Raw genomic sequence first — 19242 nt, 5'->3', positions numbered from 1 at the left:
TTTCTGTCCTTTCATGATTAGTCTGCGCTGACAAGGATGCCCTCCTCAGAGAACGCTGCCCGCAAGCGGCGCGCGAACTGGAGCGCATGCTCGCCATCACCATGTAAACATACCGTATCAGCCTGAACGTGCGCCGATGTGCCATCCACGGCGGTGACCCGCCCGGCGCGCACCATCTCCAGCGTCTGGGCCAACGCTTTACCTTCGTCCGTTATCAGCGCACCGGCTTGCGTACGCGGTACAAGACTGCCGTCGGGTTGATAACCCCGGTCGGCAAAGACCTCCTGCCGCGTGGTTAACCCCAGACGCTCGCCGGCGCGAATAAGCTCGCTGCCTGCCAGACCCACCAGGATCAGCTGTGAATTGCAGTCTCTTACCGCACGGGCAATAGCATCTGCCAGCGCCGGATCTTGTGCCGCCTGGTTATAGAGCATGCCGTGCGGCTTCACGTGGCGCAGCGCGCCCTTCTCGGCGCGAACCATCGCCTCCAGCGCGCCAATCTGGTAGAGCACCTGAGCGTAGACCGTCTCAGGTGGCAGGCTCATCGCGGTGCGACCAAAGTTCTCCCGGTCAGGGAAGCTCGGGTGAGCGCCAATCGCCACGCCATTTTTGATGGCTCGACGCACGCTTGCGAGCATGGTTTGCGCATCGCCCGCATGAAAGCCGCAGGCGATATTGACCGAAGAGACCAGTGTCATCAGCTCCGCGTCGGCACTCCCGCCCTCGCCCAGATCGGCGTTTAAATCAATCTTTGCCATCAAGCCTCCACGCCAGTTGTTCCAGATAACGCTGCTGATCCTGTCGCGCTTTTAGCGCTTCCTCCAGCGAACATTGCACAAAATGAATCGGCTGCCCGAGAGGGATTTGTGCCAGATGGTAGCGATCGGCTTCAATAATGCAGGCAATTCGCGGGTATCCCCCCGTCGTTTGCGCATCGTTCATCAGTACGATGGGTTGACCGTTACCCGGTACCTGAATGACACCGGGCAATAAACCGTGGGAAAGCAATTCCCGGTCGGTGGTACGGGTCAGTGGTTGCCCCTGAAGACGATAGCCCATGCGGTTACTTTGCGGACTTATTTTCCACGGTGAACGCCAGAAAGACTCCTGAGAAACCTCATCAAACTCCTGATATTCCGGTCCGGGCAACGCGCGGATTTGATTTCCCCACAACAGCTGTTTTACGCCCAGCGTCGTAGAGAAATGGCGGCCTGAAGGTTTAATCGCAAGACGATCTCCGTCGCGCAACAAACGTCCTTCGTGACCACCGATACCCGCTTTTTGATCGGTACTGGAAGACCCCATGACCTCCGGTACATCAATGCCGCCCGCGACCGCAAGATAGCTCCGGACGCCGTGCAGAGGTCGTTTAAGCGTCAAACGCTGCCCGGCTTTCGCCCGCAATCTCCAGCCCGTCCAGACGGCTTTGCCATCCAGCGTGGCGTCACACCCCGCTCCGGTTAAGGCAAACCATGTCTCCTGAGCAAACTCAATGACACATTGACCGAGCGTAATTTCAAGCGCAGCCGTATTGCCGGGGTTGCCCACGAGCACGTTAGCAATCTCCAGTGCAGGCCTGTCCAGCGCACCACAATAGCTGACGCCAGACTGGCGCAAACCAAAGCGGCCTGCATCCTGAACGGAGGTGTAAAGCCCGGCGCGAATAAGCGTTAACATACCCCCTCCTTCTGCGGGATAAAGCGAAGGGTATCGCCTGGACGCAAGAGAACCGGCGATTCCTGCCCGGGTTCAAATAACGGCGTGGACGTGTGTCCAATAAGCTGCCAGCCACCCGGTGATGCCAGTGGATAAATGCCGGTCTGCTCACCGCCAATCGCAACAGTACCTGCTGGCACACTCAGGCGAGGCTCGGCGCGACGCGGCGTATACAGCCTTGAAGAGAGCCCTCCCAGATACGGAAAGCCCGGTTGAAATCCTAAAAACCAGACAACGTAATCAACGGAGGCGTGCAGCTCAACGACCTGCTTTTCCGTTAAGCCGCAGTGTTCAGCCACCACAGAGAGATCGGGCCCCTGCGCACCACCATAAACGACCGGGATCTCAATCGTTCTGGAGTCAGGCTCCAGCGCCTCACTCTCTTCCCACCAGCGCTGCAAACGTTCGATGGCATCGAGGGCCAGAGTATGCGGATTACGCAGTACCACGGTGATGTTATTCATACCTGGAATGGTTTCCACCACTTCAGGGATCTCGGCCAGACGCTGCGTCAGCCGCCAGATACGCTTTTGTGTGGCTAGCGTGATCGGGGGTTCAAGCTCCAGTACGACTGCGGTTTCCCCCAGAAGATAACAACGCGCTCGCTGCACTTAATCACCTCTCATCAGGCCGGGTTGGGGATATCAATAAAGGTCACATCCAGCTCGGTATTTTCCGTCAGCCATTCACTGAGGGCACGAATGCCACCGCGCTCAGTGGCATGGTGGCCTGCCGCGTAAAAGTGCAGACCCTGCTCACGAGCAGAGTGAACCGTCTGCTCTGAGACTTCGCCGGTGATGAACGCATCGACGCCGAAGCGGGCAGCGCTGTCGATAAAGCCCTGTCCGCCACCGGTACACCAGGCAACACGTTTAACCAGGTCCGGTCCGGTATCACCGCACCACAATGGGCGACGCCCCAGACGCGCTTCAATCCAGGAGGCCAGCTCCAGACCCGGAACCGGCATCGCCAGTTCGCCCCACGGCACCAGAGGTTCAATCTCACCCATCACGGTAATTCCCAGAAGCTGTGCGAGCTGGACGTTGTTTCCCAGTTCCGGGTGCGCATCCAGTGGCAGGTGATAGCCGTACAGGTTGATGTCATTTGCCAGCAGCGTTTTCAGGCGATTGCGCTTCATTCCGCGAATAATCGGCGATTCGTTTTTCCAGAAATAACCGTGATGGACAATCACCGCGTCTGCGTCCTGACGGACAGCCTCGTCCAGCAGCGCCTGGCTTGCCGTCACACCAGTGATAATTTTCTGTACCGTTTCACGTCCTTCAACCTGAAGCCCATTCGGGCCATAATCGCTGAAGGAGGCACTGTTCAGTTTTTCGTTAATCAGGCTTTCCAGTTCGCTATTTTTCATCATGATTCTCTTAAGCTTTACGGGCGGCTTCGTACGCCGCCAGCGTGGCGACGCGCGCCTGTTTATGGTCAACAATCGGACGAGGATAATCCAGCGTGACGCGCTGTTTATCCGCCCAGACCCACGGTTCGTGAATCGCTTTGGCGGGAACATCCTTCAGTTCAGGTACCCAGGCGCGAATAAACGCACCTTCAGCATCAAATTTTTGCCCCTGGGTGGTTGGATTAAAAATCCGGAAATAGGGAGCCGCATCGGTGCCGGTAGAGGCCGCCCACTGCCAGCCACCGTTGTTCGCCGCCAGATCGCCATCGATCAACTGAGAGATAAAATAGCGCTCCCCGATACGCCAGTCGATAAGCAGATCTTTCACCAGGAAGCTGGCGGCGATCATCCGCAGACGGTTGTGCATCCACCCGGTTTCATTCAGTTGGCGCATCGCGGCATCAACAATTGGGTAGCCCGTTTCTCCCTTCTGCCAGGCCTGTAAAAGCGTCTCGCTATGCTGCCATTTTACGTTATCGGTCCAGGGAATGAATGGCCGATGCTTACATAAATCAGGGTGATACGTCATCAAATGGCGATAGAATTCGCGCCAGATAAGTTCGTTAAGCCAGACTGAGCCCGCGCCTCCGTCCAGCGCCTGAGGTTGTTCGGCCAGAAGGCGGTGCAAACACTGGCGCGGAGAAAGGACACCCAGCGCTAAACAGGCCGATAAACGGCTGGTTCCTTCAATAGCGGGAAAATCCCTGCGCGTGTCATATTCGCCCGCGCCCTGTTTGCAAAACTGGCGCAGTTTCGCGATAGCAGATTTCTCGTTTTCGGGGATCAGAAGTGCATTGAACGCCTGCTGGGGATAGTTAAATGTCAGCTCAGGCAGATCCGCTATCACGTCGCCCCGGACAGCAGGAGCGACCACGCACTCCGGCAGTGCCTCTTTAAGACGTTTAACAAAGGCATTTTTAAAGGGCGTAAACACTTTATACATTTCATGACCACCGGTCATGACGCTGCCCGGTGCCAGCATCACGCTGTCATCAAATCCCTGGCACTGAACATCCTTCAGGATTGACTCCAGCTGGCGATCTCGCTGACGTTCGTTCAGTTCGTACTGATAGTTATAAAAAAGATGTGTGACTTCGTTCTGCTGACAGATCTCCTGTACCGTCTGAAGCTGTGCGGCAAAGTCACTCACCTCTCTATAAATCAGGGGAATGCCTTTTTCGGCCAGCGAGTGCTGCAGATCGTTCAGCCAGGCACGGAGCAAGGCCGCCTGGCGGGGAGCCATATCATGCTGCCGCCACTGCTCGGGCGTGGCAATAAACAGAGCCAGTACGTTAGCGTCTTTGGCGCGACAGGCCGCCGCGAGTGCGATGTTGTCATGTACGCGCAGGTCCGCGCGAAACCAAACCAGATGGGTGGGCATAAAACTCCAGGCAAATATCCATTATGTCCGTAAGGCCATGCCACCAAAGAGAAAATGGTGCAGGCTTTTATGTACTTTGCCATGAAGTGTAGACGCGATGAAATAAAAAAGGCCGCCCGGGGCGGCCTTAACGCTACTTGTCCTGCGCTATCGTGGTTAAAGCAACAAACGCATCCGGTTCATCACTTTTTACAACGAGTACGCTGGCGACAATGAACGCGATGCATATATAGTGTTTCATTATGCGGTCCCTGCAGCTAACCGCTCCACCGTTCACCACCGGTGATAAGTCGGTGGACACAAGCTCTGTGTGGAGCCTGACTCACGGTTGTGGAAATACCTCTCCCGTGACCGGTGCCCATTTGCGAGATGGCGGAAAGGGACGCTGCATAGTAATCTCCACACGAACGAAGCGTAATCCAATAAAATGGTTTTTAAGAATATATTTATGATCTAAGCATTTGAATATTAGACTTGCAGAAGTATGCTTGGAAACCTCTGTGTGAGAGCTTGAAAACCACCCAACGGACCGCGAATCCCGAGGGACAAAAAAACCGCCACATTGCTGTTGGCGGTTTTTTTATTGCTGTGTGTAATCTTTGTATCAGTAGAAATCGCAGGTCGCTTTCTCTGCCTGGTCCATCCACACCGGCTTCTCGCTGGTTTTCGCCCAGACGCGGTGCAGATAGCTGTAAAAACGTGCACGATCTTTCCAGAACAGCATCACCGGCAGCGCCAGCACACCAGCCACTACGGCGAAAGTGCGACGCATGAAAACGATATGAGCCGGAAACTCTTTATAAAGATCCATATTTTTCTCCCCTATAGTTGGCCGGAAACGTCATCCGGAAAATTCAAAATCTGTGACCTGGCTAAAATAATATCGCTTTGTTTGTAATTTTACTACTCATCCGACCACTTATTTTTGTCCGTTTAGTGAAAATTTACACTCGCGCCGTAATTAAGTTACAAAAAAGTTAACAGTTTACTTATCAATAGTTAAATTGTGGGCTTTGTCATTTTTATACTTTTTTTACACCCGCCCTCCCCATTTTTGCGAAATCTTTGCGCCAGAAATCCTACCGTTAACACAACAACAAAAGTCACCCGGAGGTGGATTGTGAGTGCAGGTCTTATTGCCGGCATCGTGCTGGTGTTCCTGTTATTGGGTTATCTGGTCTATGCCCTGATTAATGCGGAGGCATTCTGATGGCTGCTCAGGCGTTTTTGCTTATTGCCAGCTTCTTAGTGGTATTGTTCGTTCTGGCAAGGCCACTGGGAACAGGACTGGCACGGCTGATCAACAACGTACCTTTGCCGGGCACGGGAAGCGTTGAAAAAGGGATCTGGCGTGTACTGGGAGTACGTGATCAGGAAATGAACTGGCGTCAATATCTGACAGCCATTCTGCTGCTGAATATCGTTGGCCTTATTACGCTTTTTGCCATGCTGATGTTGCAGGGTATTCTGCCGCTCAATCCGCAGCAGTTACCGGGTCTGTCCTGGCACCTTGCGTTGAACACGGCAGTCAGCTTTGTCACCAACACCAACTGGCAGTCCTATTCCGGTGAAACCACGCTCAGCTACTTCAGCCAGATGGTCGGTTTAACCGTGCAGAACTTCCTCTCGGCCGCCACTGGTATCGCCGTTATCTTCGCGCTGACGCGTGCTTTTGCACGCCAAAAAATCAGTACGCTGGGAAATGCCTGGGTGGATCTGACGCGCATCACGCTGTGGATCCTGCTGCCCATTGCGCTGCTGATCGCGCTGTTCTTTATTCAGCAAGGCACCCTGCAAAACCTGCTGCCTTATGCATCTTATACCTCGCTGGAAGGTGCAAAACAGCTCCTGCCGATGGGTCCGGTAGCATCACAGGAAGCCATCAAGATGCTCGGAACGAACGGTGGCGGCTTCTTTAACGCCAACTCGTCTCATCCGTTTGAAAACCCTACCGCCTTGACTAATTACGTGCAGATGCTGGCGATCTTCCTGATCCCTGCCGCACTCTGCTTTGCCTTTGGCGACGTGGTCAACGATCGCCGTCAGGGACGCACACTGCTGTGGACTATGTCGCTGATCTTCGTGGTCTGCGTTGCGCTGGTCATGTGGGCAGAATGGCAGGGTAATCCGCATTTCCTCTCACTGGGTGCTGATAGCGCGATCAACATGGAAGGTAAAGAGAGCCGCTTTGGCATTCTCGCCAGCAGCCTGTATGCCGTCGTCACCACGGCGGCATCCTGCGGGGCGGTAAATGCTATGCATGACTCCTTTACGGCACTGGGTGGCATGATCCCAATGTGGCTGATGCAGATTGGCGAAGTGGTGTTTGGTGGCGTGGGCTCAGGTCTTTACGGCATGCTGCTGTTTGTGCTGCTGGCGGTGTTTATTGCCGGTCTGATGATTGGCCGCACCCCGGAATACCTCGGTAAAAAAATCGACGTTCGCGAGATGAAATTAACCGCGCTGGCGATTCTGGTCACCCCTGCCCTCGTGCTGCTCGGCACCGCGCTGGCGCTGATGACCGAAGCCGGGCGCAGCGGCATCTTTAACCCGGGTATCCATGGCTTCAGTGAAGTGCTGTATGCCGTCTCGTCTGCGGCTAACAACAACGGTAGCGCCTTTGCCGGCTTAAGCGCCAACTCGCCTTTCTGGAACTGCCTGCTGGCGTTCTGCATGTTCTTTGGTCGCTTTGGCGTCATTGTGCCGGTCATGGCCATTGCCGGATCGCTGGTGAGTAAAAAAATTCAACCGACCACCACTGGCACATTACCGACCCACGGCGCGCTGTTTATCGGCCTGTTGACAGGCACCGTGTTGCTGGTCGGCGCCCTGACCTTTATCCCCGCCCTCGCGTTAGGCCCGGTCGCGGAATTCCTCTCTTTACGCTGATTTTGCGGAGAAATTGTCATGAGTCGTAAACAACTGGCCCTGCTCGAACCGTCATTAGTTCGCCAGGCGCTTATGGATGCGGTGAAAAAGTTGAGTCCGCGCGTCCAGTGGCACAACCCGGTGATGTTTATTGTCTGGGCGGGCAGTGTTCTGACCACCGCCCTGGCGATTGCCATGGGAACGGGCCACATGCCGGGAAATACGATGTTTACCGGCGCCATCAGCCTGTGGCTGTGGTTTACCGTGCTGTTTGCCAACTTTGCAGAAGCACTGGCAGAAGGCCGGAGTAAAGCCCAGGCCAACAGCCTGAAAGGGGTAAAAAAGACTGCCTTCGCGCGCAAGTTGCGTGAACCGAAATACGGTGCGCAGATGGATCACGTTCCGGCGGATGAACTGCGTAAGGGCGATGTGGTACTGGTGGAAGCCGGCGACATTATCCCTTGTGATGGTGAAGTGATTGAAGGCGGCGCATCGGTGGATGAAAGCGCCATCACCGGTGAATCCGCGCCGGTGATCCGTGAGTCCGGCGGCGATTTCGCCTCCGTGACGGGCGGGACGCGCATTCTCTCCGACTGGCTGGTGATCCAGTGTAGCGTTAACCCGGGGGAAACGTTCCTCGACCGGATGATCGCCATGGTGGAAGGCGCGCAGCGTCGTAAAACACCTAACGAAATCGCACTGACCATTCTGCTCGTGGCCTTGACGATCGTCTTCCTGCTGGCAACCGCGACGCTGTGGCCATTCTCCGCCTACGGTGGCACTGCGGTGACCATTACCGTTCTGGTGGCGTTGCTGGTCTGCTTGATCCCAACCACGATTGGCGGCCTGTTGTCGGCTATCGGCGTGGCCGGGATGAGCCGTATGCTCGGTGCCAACGTCATCGCTACCAGTGGACGTGCCGTTGAAGCCGCCGGCGACGTGGATGTGTTGCTGCTGGATAAAACCGGGACCATCACCCTCGGCAACCGCCAGGCGTCAGATTTCTTACCCGCTCCAGGCGTGGATGAAAAAACGCTGGCAGATGCCGCGCAACTCTCTTCTCTTGCCGATGAAACGCCGGAAGGCCGCAGTATTGTGATTCTTGCTAAGCAGCGCTTTAACCTGCGCCAGCGCGACGTTCAGAGCCTGCATGCCACTTTCGTGCCCTTTACGGCGCAAACCCGCATGAGTGGGATTAACATTCAGGATCGCATGATCCGTAAAGGTTCCGTTGATGCGATTCGTCGCCACATTGAAGCCAACAACGGTCATTTCCCACCGGAAGTAGACAACCTGGTTGAGAGCGTTGCCCGTCAGGGTGCCACACCGCTGGTGGTGGCTGAGGGGGCTCATGTTCTGGGGGTGATTGCCCTGAAGGACATCGTCAAAGGCGGCATCAAAGAACGTTTTGCCCAGTTGCGTAAAATGGGGATCAAAACGGTGATGATCACCGGGGACAACCGTCTTACTGCCGCGGCGATTGCCGCCGAAGCGGGCGTCGATGATTTTCTTTCCGAAGCCACACCGGAAGCCAAACTGGCGTTGATCCGCCAGTATCAGGCAGAAGGTCGTCTGGTGGCAATGACCGGGGACGGTACCAACGATGCCCCTGCCCTGGCGCAGGCCGACGTGGCAGTGGCGATGAACTCCGGTACCCAGGCAGCCAAAGAGGCGGGCAACATGGTTGATCTCGACTCTAACCCGACCAAGCTGATTGAAGTGGTGCACATCGGCAAACAGATGCTAATGACGCGCGGTTCGCTAACCACGTTCAGTATCGCCAATGACGTGGCAAAGTATTTCGCCATTATTCCGGCCGCGTTTGCCGCGACCTATCCACAACTGAATGCACTTAATGTGATGCACCTGCACTCTCCGGCCTCGGCCATTCTGAGCGCAGTGATCTTTAACGCCCTGATTATTGTCTTCCTGATCCCGCTGGCGCTGAAAGGCGTGAGCTATAAACCACTCACTGCGGCCGCCATGCTGCGCCGCAACCTGTGGATTTACGGCCTGGGTGGACTTGTGGTGCCCTTCATCGGCATCAAGGTTATCGACCTGCTGTTGACGCTGTTCGGCCTGGTTTAAAAGGTGAATCAAATGACGATGTTACGCCCCGCTATACTTCTGTTTATTCTGCTGTCTCTGATTACTGGCGGGCTGTATCCGCTGGTGACCACCGCGCTGGGCCAGTGGTGGTTTAAGGATCAGGCCAATGGCTCGCTGATTATGCAAAACGGTGAAAACCGCGGTTCGCGCCTGATTGGACAGAACTTTACGGATGCCCGTTACTTCCAGGGACGCCCTTCCGCCACTGCTGAAAGCCCGTATAATCCAATGGCTTCCGGCGGCAGCAACCTGGCAGGCAGCAATCCGGAGCTGGACAAAGCCGTCGCTGAACGCGTGGCAGCCCTGCGCAGCGCCAATCCTCAGGCCAGCCGCGAGGTTCCCGTGGAACTGGTGACGGCCTCTGCCAGCGGGCTGGACTACAGCCTGACGCCAGCAGCAGTGGCATGGCAGATCCCGCGCGTCGCCGCCGCCCGTCAGTTGACCGTCGAGCAGGTCAGCCAGGTGGTTGCAGAGCACACGCAAAAGCCGTTGGTCAGCTTCATCGGCATGCCTGTGGTAAATATTGTTGAGCTGAATCTGGCGCTGGACGCGCTAAGGAAAAACTAAATGACCGACGAGCCCATGCGCCCGGATCCGGACAGGCTGCTAGAACAGACGGCTGAAGCCCATCGTGGCAAATTGAAAATCTTCTTCGGCGCCTGCGCGGGCGTCGGGAAAACCTTCGCCATGCTGACAGAAGCCCAGCGGCTTCGGGCGCAGGGGCTCGATATACTGATCGGCGTGGTAGAAACCCACGGACGTAAAGAGACGGCGTCGCTGCTGAAGGGGCTGGCCACGCAGCCGCCCCGACGCATCAGCCATCGTGGTCGGTTAGTCACCGAATTCGATCTCGATGCCGCCCTCGCCCGTCGTCCCGCGCTTATCCTGATGGACGAACTGGCGCACAGCAATGCGCCAGGCTCACGCCATCCAAAACGCTGGCAGGACGTTGAAGAGTTACTTGAAGCCGGTATTGACGTATTCACGACGGTTAACGTTCAGCATCTCGAAAGCCTGAACGACGTGGTGAGCGGCGTGACCGGCATTCAGGTGCGCGAGACGGTGCCTGACCCCTTCTTCGATTCCGCGGACGAGGTGGTGCTGGTCGACCTTCCGCCTGATGATTTGCGCCAGCGCCTGCACGAAGGCAAAGTCTATATCGCCGGCCAGGCCGAGCGCGCCATCGAACATTTCTTTCGCAAAGGCAACCTGATTGCCCTGCGCGAACTGGCTTTACGCCGAACCGCTGACCGTGTTGACGATCAGATGCGTGCCTGGCGTGATCTGCAAGGCCAGGAACGCGTCTGGCATACGCGGGATGCCATCCTCCTGTGTATTGGTCACGGCAGCGGCAATGAAAAACTTGTCCGCACCGCCGCTCGCCTTGCGGCCAAATTTGGCAGCGTCTGGCATGCGGTGTATGTCGAAACGCCGCAGCTACACGCGCTACCAGAAAACCAACGCCGGGCAATTCTGAGTTCGCTGCGTCTGGCTCAGGAGCTGGGCGCGGAAACGGCGACCCTTTCCGATCCTCAGGAAGATAAAGCTATTCTGCGCTACGCGCGCGAACATAACCTGGGGAAGATTGTGATTGGTCGTCGCCAGCACCGTCGCTGGTTTAGCCGCGAATCTTTTGCCGACAAACTGGCTCGCCGCGCGCCTGATTTGGATCTGGTGATCGTTGCACTGGATGACAAACCCCCCCCCTTACCGACTCGCGCGCCAGACAGCCGCACCTTTAGCGATAAATGGCGCATTCAGCTTCGCGGTTGCTTTGTCGCCGTCGTGCTTTGCGCCCTGATTACCGTGATTGCCAGCCAGTGGCTGATTGCGTTTGATGCCGCCAACCTGGTGATGGTCTACCTCCTTGGCGTGGTGGTTGTGGCACTCTTTTACGGACGCTGGCCGTCGGTACTGGCGACGGTTATCAACGTTATCAGCTTTGATCTGTTCTTTATTGCCCCCCGCGGAACGCTTGCCGTTTCGGACGTACAGTACATACTCACCTTCGCCGTGATGCTCACCGTCGGGCTGGTGATCGGTAATCTGACGGCGGGCGTGCGCTATCAGGCGCGTATTGCCCGTTATCGCGAACAACGCACGCGTCATCTCTATGAGATGTCGAAATCGCTGGCGGTGGGTCGCACGCCGCTGGATATCGTGCAGACCAGCGAGCAGTTTATCCGCTCGACGTTTCATGCCAGCAACCTGATTTTACTCCCGGACGAACACGGCAAGCTGCGCCCACTGACGTCGGCCACAGGCATGACGCCCTGGGACGAAGCCATCGCGCGCTGGAGCTTTGACAAGGGGTTACCGGCGGGCGCGGGGACAGACACCCTGCCCGGCGTGCCTTATCAAATTTTGCCGCTGCGCAGCGCAGATAAAAACCAGGGGCTGGTTATCGTTGAGCCGTCAAATCTGCGTCAACTGATGATCCCTGAGCAGCAACGACTGCTGGAAACCTTTACGCTGCTGGTTGCCAGCGCGCTGGAACGGCTGGCGCTGACTGCCAGCGAAGAACAGGCTCGTCTGGCAAGCGAGCGTGAGAGTATTCGTAACTCATTGCTTGCGGCGCTCTCTCACGATCTGCGGACCCCACTCACCGTACTGTTTGGTCAGTCAGAAATCCTGACCCTGGATTTGGCGGCAGAAGGCTCTAAACATGCTCTTCAGGCCAGCGAGATCCGCCAGCATGTACTGAATACCACGCGCCTGGTGAATAATCTGCTTGATATGGCGCGTATTCAGTCAGGCGGATTTAACCTCAAAAAAGAGTGGCTCACGCTCGAAGAGGTAGTTGGCAGCGCGCTGAAAATGCTGGAGCCAGGCCTTGGCGGGCGTCATATTGCGTTGAACATGCCTGAACCGCTTACCTTAATTCACGTTGATGGTCCGCTGTTTGAACGGGTGCTGATCAACCTGCTGGAAAATGCCGGTAAGTATGCAGGATCCAGCGCCCAGATTGGGGTCGATGCAACGGTGGAAGATCAGACGCTTCGCCTTGAAGTCTGGGATACCGGGCCAGGTATTCCTGCCGGACAAGAGCTGGCCATTTTCGAAAAATTCGCGCGTGGCAATAAGGAGTCGGCCATTCCGGGGGTTGGGCTGGGTCTGGCCATTTGCCAGGCGATTATTGATGTCCATGGCGGGACCATTTCCGCAGAGAACCGTCCGGATGGAGGCGCGCGTTTTTGTGTTACACTTCCTCTGGAAACCCCGCCGGAACTTAATGAATTACCAGAGGATTTGTGATCAACGTTCTGATTGTTGAAGATGAGATCGCCATTAGTCGATTTCTGCGCGCTGCGCTGGAAGGAGATGGCCTGCGCGTTCATGATGCGGGTACGCTCCAACGGGGTTTAATTGAAGCCGCCACCCGCAAGCCGGACCTGGTGATCCTCGACCTTGGTCTGCCGGATGGTGACGGTATTGATTTTATCCGTGAAGTCCGCCAGTGGAGCCAGATGCCGATTCTCGTGCTTTCAGCACGTACTGAAGAGACGGATAAAATCGCGGCGCTGGACGCCGGAGCGGATGACTATCTGATTAAACCTTTCGGCATTGGCGAGCTACAGGCTCGCCTTCGCGTGGCGCTGCGTCGTCACAGCGCCACCACGCCCGCCGATCCCACATACACGTTTGGTGATATCCAGGTTGACCTTGCCGCCCGGCGCATTGTGCGTGGTGAGGAGGAGATCCATCTCACCCCAATAGAATTTCGACTGCTTGCCGTGTTGCTCAATAACCACGGGAAGGTGCTCACCCAACGCCAGCTACTGAGCCAGGTGTGGGGGCCAAATGCCGTGGAGCATAGTCACTATTTACGCATATATATGGGACACCTTCGTCAGAAACTCGAAGTCGACCCCGCTCGCCCTCGTCATTTATTAACTGAAACCGGTATCGGTTATCGGTTTATGCTTTGAATAACTATTCATTTTATTTATAAATAAAACTAAGCTCACTTATTAAATATTCGAAAAATAACCCGATGGTTATTTTTCCGTCTTATTTTTGCCCATTCAAAACATTAATAACACAACCCATTAACGCATAACCAACAAATCAGCATTTTGATCTGCGATATTCATCAAAACCGAATATTTATTTCTGATTTGATCGGTTAATGGTGATCTTCTTCACAGTTCATAGCCCTTTCCTGGATAAAATGACCATGCTTTCAATTACTGAAAGGAAAATGAAACATGGAAAACAACAATCGTTTAATGCCCCATATAAGGCGGACAACACATATCATGATGTTTGCCCACCGAAACTGCTTTGACTTTCATCTCTTTAATGCCCGGTAGTCCTTCGACTTCTGGCGCACCCGCTTACAGGTCATCCTGAAACTCATTTATTTACAGGCAATTGCCTGTGAACCCGTGCGCTTATTCATCTTAATTCAGACGCATCTGCAACCGGGCAGACTGAATTTCAATCATCAAAAAGCAACTCACTGATTTTAATCAGCGGTCACCCTTTGCTTTTTTTCCGGGAAATTATCGATTTCTTTTTTACAAGGAATCGAGGGACTTCTATTACCTAAAATAAAGAGATAAAGATGAAAAATTTAAAAATCGCAGCCAGCCGTGCATGCCCTGATTGCTTTACCACTCAGCGTGAACTCGTGGATGTCAGAGCCTCTGATTATATTGATGTTGCCGCTATTGTTCTGGCGGTCAGCGATATTTCCAGCGGCATTCTGGAAGAAATAGAAGCCACCGGGTTTGGCATTCCTGTTTTTGTCGCAACGCACAAAGAAGAGATCATCCCGGCAGACTATTTATCGCGCATTCACGGCGTTTTCGAACACTCAGACACCAGCAACGACTATTATGGACGTCAACTGGAAGCGGCGGCCCAGAAGTATGAAACCCAGTTGCGACCGCCGTTTTTCCGCGCCCTGGTCGACTACGTGAAACAGGGTAACAGCGCCTTTGACTGCCCGGGGCATCAGGGCGGCCAGTTCTTCCGCCGCCATCCTGCCGGTAATCAGTTTGTCGATTTCTTTGGTGAAACGCTCTTCCGTTCCGACCTGTGCAACGCCGACGTGGCGATGGGCGATCTGCTGATCCATGAAGGTGCGCCGTGCATTGCGCAGCAACATGCGGCGAAAGTCTTTAATGCCGATAAGACCTACTTCGTGCTGAATGGAACGTCATCATCCAACAAAGTAGTGCTTAACGCCCTGCTCACTCCTGGCGACCTGGTCCTGTTTGACCGTAACAACCATAAATCGAACCATCACGGTGCCCTCCTCCAGGCAGGTGCAACACCAGTCTATCTGGAAACCGCGCGTAACCCGTACGGCTTTATCGGGGGTATTGACGCCCACTGCTTTGAAGAGAGTTATCTGCGCGAGCTGGTATCAGAAGTCGCACCAGGCAGAGCGCGTGATGCACGTCCGTTCCGCCTGGCGGTAATCCAGCTAGGTACTTACGATGGCACCATTTATAACGCTCGTCAGGTGGTAGATAAGATTGGCCCTCTGTGTGACTACATCCTGTTTGACTCAGCCTGGGTAGGTTACGAGCAGTTTATTCCGATGATGGCCGACTGCTCTCCACTGCTGCTGGAACTGAACGAAAACGACCCGGGCATTCTGGTGACCCAGTCCGTGCATAAACAACAGGCTGGCTTCTCGCAAACCTCGCAGATCCACAAGAAAGACAGCCACATTAAAGGTCAACAGCGCTATGTGCCCCACAAGCGTCTGAATAATGCCTTTATGATGCACGCCTCCACCAGCCCGTTCTATCCGCTGTTTGCCGCACTGGATATCAACGCCCGCATGCATGAAGGCCAGAGTGGCCGCAACATGTGGATGGACTGCGTGGTCACCGGTATCGAAGCGCGTAAGCTGATCCTGCAGAATTGCCAGTATCTGCGTCCATTCGTGCCAGATATGGTGGATGGTCGTCCGTGGGAAAGCTGGGAGACGTCGGAAATCGCTACCGATCTGCGCTTCTTCCATTTTGTTCCCGGTGAGAACTGGCATGCTTTTGAGGGCTACGCCGAACATCAATATTTTATCGACCCGTGCAAACTGCTGCTGACCACGCCAGGCATTAACGCGCGTACCGGCGAGTATGAGGATTTCGGGGTACCTGCCACAATCCTTGCCAACTTCCTGCGTGAAAACGGCATTGTGCCGGAGAAATGCGACCTCAACTCGATCCTGTTCCTGCTCACCCCAGCAGAGGATATGGGCAAGCTGCAACAACTGGTGGCACAGCTGGTGCGCTTCGAAAAACTGCTCGAGAGCGATGTTCCGCTGAAAGACGTCCTGCCTTCTCTTTACAAACAACATCCTGAGCGTTACGCAGATTACACCCTGCGCCAGATTTGCCAGGAGATGCATGACCTGTATGCCCGTCACAACGTGAAACAGCTGCAAAAAGAGATGTTCCGCAAATCCCACTTCCCACGCGTGATGATGAATCCACAAGATGCGAACTACGCCTATCTGCGCGGTGAAGTTGAACTGGTGTCCCTGCGCGATGCGGAAGGTCGCATCGCTGCCGAAGGCGCACTCCCTTATCCACCAGGAGTGTTGTGTGTTGTCCCAGGGGAAGTCTGGGGCGGTTCCGTACTGCGCTACTTTGCCGCACTGGAAGAAGGCATCAACCTTCTGCCTGGCTTCGCACCGGAACTGCAGGGTGTGTATGTCGAGGAGTGTGAAGGGCGCAAAGAGGTTCGCTGCAACGTCATCAAACAACCCACCGCTCAGCCTGCACTGCTGAAAGGAGAGAAATTATGAGTAAATCCAACAAAATGGGCGTTGTGCAGCTGACCATCCTCACCATGGTTAACATGATGGGGTCAGGGATCATCATGCTGCCGACCAAGCTTGCAGAAGTGGGAACCATTTCGATTATCTCCTGGCTGGTGACCGCCGTAGGGTCAATGGCACTGGCATGGGCCTTTGCCAAATGCGGGATGTTCAGCCGCAAGTCAGGCGGGATGGGGGGGTATGCAGAATACGCCTTTGGTAAGTCAGGCAACTTTATGGCCAACTATACCTATGGTGTGTCATTGCTGATCGCTAACGTGGCGATTGCCATTTCCGCCGTGGGTTACGGTACGGAGCTGTTTGGTGCCACGCTGAGCCCGGTACAAATTGGGCTGGCGACCATCGGTGTGCTGTGGATCTGCACCGTGGCTAACTTTGGCGGCGCGCGTATCACCGGACAGCTCAGCAGCATCACCGTCTGGGGCGTGATTATCCCGGTTGTTGGCCTGTGCATCATCGGCTGGTTCTGGTTCAGCCCGACCTTGTACGCGAACTCCTGGAACCCTCACCATGTACCGTTCTTTACCGCAGTGGGTTCTTCCATTGCCATGACGCTTTGGGCCTTCCTCGGTCTGGAATCTGCCTGCGCGAATGCGGAAGTGGTTGAGAACCCTGAGAAAAACGTCCCGATTGCGGTCCTCGGCGGAACGCTGGGCGCGGCGGTGATCTATATCGTCTCGACTAACGTGATTGCCGGGATTGTGCCAAACATGGATCTGGCTAACTCTACGGCGCCGTTTGGTCTGGCCTTTGCGCAGATGTTCACGCCAGAAGTCGGGAAAGTGATCATGGGCCTGATGGTGATGTCCTGCTGCGGTTCACTCCTCGGCTGGCAGTTCACCATCGCTCAGGTCTTTAAATCCTCGGCTGACGAAGGGTACTTCCCGAAAATCTTCTCTCGCGTCACCAAAGCGGATGCACCGGTGCAGGGCATGCTGGCGATTGTCATCTTCCAGAGTGGATTATCGCTGATGACCATTAGCCCGTCGCTGAACAGCCAGTTCAATGTGCTGGTTAACCTGGCGGTCGTGACGAACATCATTCCGTATATTCTGTCGATGGCGGCGCTGGTGATTATTCAGAAGGTGGCGAAGGTGGACCCACGCAAAGCGCGGGCGGCCAATATCGTGGCGCTGATTGGGGCAATCTACAGCTTCTATGCGCTCTATTCATCCGGCCAGGAAGCGATGCTTTACGGCGCAATGGTCACCTTTATGGGCTGGACGCTGTACGGTCTGGTGTCACCACGGTTCGAGTTAAAGAATAAGCACAGCTAAAAAAAAGGGAGCCATTCGGCTCCCTTTTTCATTCTTACGCGTTTTTCAACACTTCACTGACAATCTCTACCGCTTCTTTCTCAATCTGCTGACGATGTTCAGCGCCGAGGAAGCTTTCGCAATAGATCTTGTACGCATCTTCGGTACCGGATGGACGCGCGGCGAACCAGCCGTTTTCAGTCATCACTTTCAGGCCACCAATAGAGGCTCCATTACCCGGTGCAGCCGTCAGGCGTGCAGTTATCGGGTCGCCAGCCAGCGTGCTCGCACTGACCATCTCCGGAGAGAGTTTGGACAGGGCGGCTTTCTGAGCTGAAGTCGCCGATGCCTGAATACGGTTATAGCTTGGTGCACCAAAGCGTGCAGCCAGCTCATTGTAGTGTTCCTGCGGGTTTTTACCGGTGACAGCGGTAATTTCCGCCGCCAGCAGGCACATAATGATGCCGTCTTTATCGGTTGACCATGGCGTACCGTCGAAACGCAGGAAAGATGCCCCGGCGCTCTCTTCACCGCCAAAACCGAAGCTGCCGTCGTGCAGACCGTCAACGAACCATTTGAAGCCCACCGGCACTTCCACCAGCTTGCGGCCCAGCGCGTCGACCACACGGTCGATCATCGCCGATGAGACCAGCGTTTTGCCCACAGCAACCTCTTTGCCCCACTGCGGACGGTGCTGGAACAGGTAGTTAATCGCTACCGCCAGGTAATGGTTCGGGTTCATCAGCCCTGCCGGGGTGACGATACCATGACGGTCGTAATCCGGGTCGTTGGCAAATGCCAGATCGAATTTGTCGCGCAGCGCCAGCAGGCCCGCCATCGCACATTCAGAGGAGCAGTCCATACGGATTGCGCCGTCTTTATCCAGGTGCATGAAGCGGAAGGTCTGATCGACGTGATCGTTCACGATGGTCAGATCCAGCTTGTAATGCTCAGCAATGCGTTTCCAGTATTCAATACCGGAGCCACCGAGCGGATCCACACCCAGCTTCAGACCGGCTTTCTGAATCGCCGCCATGTCGACGATATCCGCCAGCCCTTCAATAAACGGCTGCACCAGATCCAGCTCTTTCACATGACCAGATGCCATCGCAGCATCCAGAGAAATACGCTTCACACCTTTCAGGCCATCGGCTAACAGGGCGTTAGCACGATCTTCCACCACTTTGGTGACGTTAGTATCAGCCGGGCCGCCATTAGGCGGGTTGTATTTGATACCACCATCTTCCGGCGGGTTGTGGGATGGCGTGATAACGATCCCGTCAGCCAGCGCGCCCCCTTTCTTGTTGTGCACAAGAATGGCGTTAGACACCGCAGGCGTTGGCGTGAATCCGTTATTCTCCTGAATAATCACATCAACGCCGTTTGCGGCCAGCACTTCCAGGACAGAAATGAATGCCGGCTCAGACAAAGCATGGGTATCTTTTCCCACATAGCATGGACCGGTAACGCCATTTTTGGCGCGCTCTTCCGCAATGGCCTGAGCAATGGCCAGAATGTGCGGTTCGTTAAAGCTATGGCGCGCCGCGCTACCGCGGTGACCAGATGTACCAAACTTCACGGCGTGTTCTGCATTGCCCACAACCGGCTTCAGAACGTAATACTGCGCGGTCAGCTGAGCGACATTAATCAAATCGCTTTGTTGTGCAGGTTGGCCTGCACGGCTGTGATTTGCCATTACCGG

At 55.2% G+C, this 19242-nt stretch carries 16 protein-coding genes; 9 read left to right on the top strand and 7 right to left on the bottom strand.

Annotated features, from left to right (window positions below; genetic code table 11):
• Positions 1-17: 17 nt before the first annotated feature.
• The 6 genes from pxpA to ACJ9Y9_RS06570 form a co-directional block, all read right to left on the bottom strand.
• Positions 18-758, bottom strand: a complete 741-nt coding sequence (pxpA, locus tag ACJ9Y9_RS06595) for a 5-oxoprolinase subunit PxpA (protein ID WP_028019440.1) — start codon at positions 756-758, stop codon at positions 18-20.
• A complete protein-coding gene (gene pxpC, locus ACJ9Y9_RS06590) occupies positions 745-1677 on the bottom strand; it encodes a 5-oxoprolinase subunit PxpC (protein ID WP_028019441.1) in 933 nt (310 codons plus the stop codon). The genes pxpA and pxpC overlap by 14 nt, the downstream gene beginning before the upstream one ends.
• Positions 1671-2327: a 5-oxoprolinase subunit PxpB gene (pxpB, locus tag ACJ9Y9_RS06585; protein WP_028019442.1), complete on the bottom strand. Its 657-nt coding sequence runs from the start codon at positions 2325-2327 to the stop codon at positions 1671-1673. The genes pxpC and pxpB overlap by 7 nt, the downstream gene beginning before the upstream one ends.
• A gap of 14 nt (positions 2328-2341) precedes the next feature.
• Complete coding sequence (locus ACJ9Y9_RS06580) at positions 2342-3085, bottom strand: type 2 GTP cyclohydrolase I (RefSeq protein WP_028019443.1); 744 nt, start codon at positions 3083-3085, stop codon at positions 2342-2344.
• 10 nt (positions 3086-3095) lie between these two features.
• A complete protein-coding gene (gene phrB / locus ACJ9Y9_RS06575; RefSeq protein ID WP_028019444.1) occupies positions 3096-4508 on the bottom strand; it encodes a deoxyribodipyrimidine photo-lyase in 1413 nt (470 codons plus the stop codon).
• A 604-nt stretch (positions 4509-5112) separates the two neighbouring features.
• Positions 5113-5319, bottom strand: a complete 207-nt coding sequence (locus tag ACJ9Y9_RS06570; protein ID WP_028019445.1) for a YbfA family protein — start codon at positions 5317-5319, stop codon at positions 5113-5115.
• 309 nt (positions 5320-5628) lie between these two features.
• Between ACJ9Y9_RS06570 and kdpF the strand changes: the two genes are divergently transcribed.
• The 9 genes from kdpF to potE all read left to right on the top strand — a co-directional run bounded on the left by kdpF (position 5629) and on the right by potE (position 17561).
• Entirely contained in the window at positions 5629-5718 is a 90-nt protein-coding gene (gene kdpF / locus ACJ9Y9_RS06565) for a K(+)-transporting ATPase subunit F (RefSeq protein ID WP_014069365.1), read from the top strand.
• Complete coding sequence (gene kdpA / locus ACJ9Y9_RS06560; protein ID WP_028019446.1) at positions 5718-7397, top strand: potassium-transporting ATPase subunit KdpA; 1680 nt, start codon at positions 5718-5720, stop codon at positions 7395-7397. The genes kdpF and kdpA overlap by 1 nt, the downstream gene beginning before the upstream one ends.
• Positions 7398-7415: 18 nt before the next feature.
• Positions 7416-9464: a potassium-transporting ATPase subunit KdpB gene (gene kdpB, locus ACJ9Y9_RS06555; RefSeq protein ID WP_028019447.1), complete on the top strand. Its 2049-nt coding sequence runs from the start codon at positions 7416-7418 to the stop codon at positions 9462-9464.
• A gap of 12 nt (positions 9465-9476) precedes the next feature.
• Positions 9477-10052, top strand: a complete 576-nt coding sequence (gene kdpC, locus ACJ9Y9_RS06550) for a potassium-transporting ATPase subunit KdpC (RefSeq protein ID WP_028019448.1) — start codon at positions 9477-9479, stop codon at positions 10050-10052.
• Positions 10053-12740: a two-component system sensor histidine kinase KdpD gene (gene kdpD / locus ACJ9Y9_RS06545; RefSeq protein ID WP_028019449.1), complete on the top strand. Its 2688-nt coding sequence runs from the start codon at positions 10053-10055 to the stop codon at positions 12738-12740.
• Entirely contained in the window at positions 12737-13414 is a 678-nt protein-coding gene (kdpE, locus tag ACJ9Y9_RS06540; protein WP_028019450.1) for a two-component system response regulator KdpE, read from the top strand. Before kdpD ends, kdpE begins: the two co-directional genes overlap by 4 nt.
• A gap of 279 nt (positions 13415-13693) precedes the next feature.
• The gene (gene speFL / locus ACJ9Y9_RS06535; RefSeq protein WP_003858645.1) at positions 13694-13798 is read left to right on the top strand and encodes a leader peptide SpeFL; all 105 of its coding nucleotides are present in this window, start codon (positions 13694-13696) and stop codon (positions 13796-13798) included.
• Positions 13799-14052: 254 nt separating this feature from the next.
• The gene (gene speF, locus ACJ9Y9_RS06530; RefSeq protein ID WP_028019451.1) at positions 14053-16251 is read left to right on the top strand and encodes an ornithine decarboxylase SpeF; all 2199 of its coding nucleotides are present in this window, start codon (positions 14053-14055) and stop codon (positions 16249-16251) included.
• The gene (potE, locus tag ACJ9Y9_RS06525) at positions 16248-17561 is read left to right on the top strand and encodes a putrescine-ornithine antiporter (RefSeq protein WP_014831099.1); all 1314 of its coding nucleotides are present in this window, start codon (positions 16248-16250) and stop codon (positions 17559-17561) included. Before speF ends, potE begins: the two co-directional genes overlap by 4 nt.
• A 34-nt stretch (positions 17562-17595) precedes the next feature.
• On the opposite strand, the gene pgm is transcribed toward potE, so the two are convergent.
• Positions 17596-19236, bottom strand: coding sequence for a phosphoglucomutase (alpha-D-glucose-1,6-bisphosphate-dependent) (gene pgm, locus ACJ9Y9_RS06520; RefSeq protein ID WP_028019452.1), 1641 nt, complete (start codon positions 19234-19236; stop codon positions 17596-17598).
• Positions 19237-19242: the final 6 nt, after the last annotated feature.

This window comes from Enterobacter sp. CPE_E1241 (assembly GCF_045618265.1).
In the GTDB taxonomy this organism is placed as follows: domain Bacteria; phylum Pseudomonadota; class Gammaproteobacteria; order Enterobacterales; family Enterobacteriaceae; genus Enterobacter; species Enterobacter adelaidei.
This window is presented reverse-complemented; position numbering and strand designations above follow the sequence as displayed.

Coding starts and splice junctions, on each gene's coding strand:
- pxpA (WP_028019440.1), bottom strand. CDS start 758: ATGGCAAAGATTGATTTAAACGCCGATCTGGGCGAGGGCGGGAGTGCC.
- pxpC (WP_028019441.1), bottom strand. CDS start 1,677: ATGTTAACGCTTATTCGCGCCGGGCTTTACACCTCCGTTCAGGATGCA.
- ACJ9Y9_RS06580 (WP_028019443.1), bottom strand. CDS start 3,085: ATGAAAAATAGCGAACTGGAAAGCCTGATTAACGAAAAACTGAACAGT.
- phrB (WP_028019444.1), bottom strand. CDS start 4,508: ATGCCCACCCATCTGGTTTGGTTTCGCGCGGACCTGCGCGTACATGAC.
- ACJ9Y9_RS06570 (WP_028019445.1), bottom strand. CDS start 5,319: ATGGATCTTTATAAAGAGTTTCCGGCTCATATCGTTTTCATGCGTCGC.
- kdpA (WP_028019446.1), top strand. CDS start 5,718: ATGGCTGCTCAGGCGTTTTTGCTTATTGCCAGCTTCTTAGTGGTATTG.
- kdpB (WP_028019447.1), top strand. CDS start 7,416: ATGAGTCGTAAACAACTGGCCCTGCTCGAACCGTCATTAGTTCGCCAG.
- kdpC (WP_028019448.1), top strand. CDS start 9,477: ATGACGATGTTACGCCCCGCTATACTTCTGTTTATTCTGCTGTCTCTG.
- kdpD (WP_028019449.1), top strand. CDS start 10,053: ATGACCGACGAGCCCATGCGCCCGGATCCGGACAGGCTGCTAGAACAG.
- speFL (WP_003858645.1), top strand. CDS start 13,694: ATGGAAAACAACAATCGTTTAATGCCCCATATAAGGCGGACAACACAT.
- speF (WP_028019451.1), top strand. CDS start 14,053: ATGAAAAATTTAAAAATCGCAGCCAGCCGTGCATGCCCTGATTGCTTT.
- potE (WP_014831099.1), top strand. CDS start 16,248: ATGAGTAAATCCAACAAAATGGGCGTTGTGCAGCTGACCATCCTCACC.
- pgm (WP_028019452.1), bottom strand. CDS start 19,236: ATGGCAAATCACAGCCGTGCAGGCCAACCTGCACAACAAAGCGATTTG.